At 81.4% G+C, this 1,243-nt stretch carries 1 protein-coding gene; it reads right to left on the bottom strand.

The genetic code is table 11. From position 1 onward, the window contains the following. The coding region (locus tag GTR00_RS24560; RefSeq protein ID WP_240900759.1) for an ABC transporter transmembrane domain-containing protein at window positions 1–1,243 on the bottom strand (1,243 nt) is incomplete at both ends.

Here is a 1,243-nt window from a genome sequence, read left to right as displayed (position 1 = left end):
AAGCCACCGACGCCGACGTGGCGCGGCCGCCAGCGCCCGCGCCACGTCGGCGTCGGTGGCTTCGCGGCCGGCGCGCACCGCCTGCGCGACGGTGCGCGCGAAGGGGGCGGTGGGGCGCTGGGGCAGGTGGGCCACGGCGTGCGCGCCCAGCGGGTGCTCCACGGTGCCGGCGTCGGGCACCAGCAGCCCGGCCGCCACCCGCGCCAGGGTCGTCTTGCCGGCCCCGCTGGGCCCGGCCAGCGCCACCAGCTCCCCCGGCGCGACGTCCAGGTCCACCCCGCCCGCGCCGCCGGGGCCGGCGCCCACGACGGCGGTGCCGTCCTCGCGCAGCACCCGCACTCCGCGCAGCCGGACCCCCTCCGCCGCGCCGCCGGCCGGGCGCGCCGGGCGCGCGGTGAGCAGCGCGTCGACGTCGTCGACGACGGCGCCGGCGTCGGCGGAGTCGTGGAAGCGCGCCCCCACCTCGCGCAGCGGCCGGTACGCCTCCGGGGCCAGCAGGATCACCAGCAGGGCGGTGCGCAGGTCCAGCGTCCCGCCGGCCAGGCGCATCCCGGCGGTCACCGCGACCAGGCCCACCGACAGGGTGCCCACCAGCTCCAGGGCGGTGGAGGACAGGAACGCCACCCGCAGCACCCCCAGGGTGGCGCGGCGGTGCGCGTCGGTGGTCTCGGCCACCGCCTGCACCTGGCGGGCGGCGCGGCGGTGCGCGCGCAGCGTCGGCAGGCCGCGCACCACGTCCAGGAAGTGCGCCGACAGGGTCCGCGCCGCGCGCCAGCGCCGCTGCGCGCGCACCTGCGTGGCCCGCCCCAGCAGCACCGCGAACACCGGCACCAGCGGCAGGGTGAGCGCGACGGTCAGCGCCGAGCCGGGGTCCAGCAGCGCCAGCAGCCCCAGCACCGCCGGGGGCAGCAGCACGCCGGGCACCAGCGCCGGCAGGTAGCGGGTGAACCAGCCGTCCAGGGCGGGCAGGCCCTGCACGAGCAGCGCGGTCAGGCGCGCGGCGCCGAAGCGCTGCACCCCCGCCGGGCCCAGCGCCAGGGCCTGCTGCGCCGCGCGGCGGGTCAGGTCCGCGCGCACCGCGGTGGCGGTGCGCTGCGCCAGCGCCGTGGCGGCGGCGGAGAGCGCGGCGCGCGCGGCGACGACGGCGGCCAGCGCCAGCAGCGGGCGGGCGGTGCCGTCCCCGCGCCACAGCGCCACCACCAGCTCGGCCAGGGCGAAGGCCTGCGCCACCAGCAGGGCGGCG

Origin of the sequence: Kineococcus indalonis (assembly GCF_009906395.1) — a bacterium.
Taxonomy (GTDB): domain Bacteria; phylum Actinomycetota; class Actinomycetes; order Actinomycetales; family Kineococcaceae; genus Kineococcus; species Kineococcus indalonis.
Note: the sequence above shows the minus strand (reverse complement) of the source record. Positions and strands in the feature narration are given on the sequence as shown.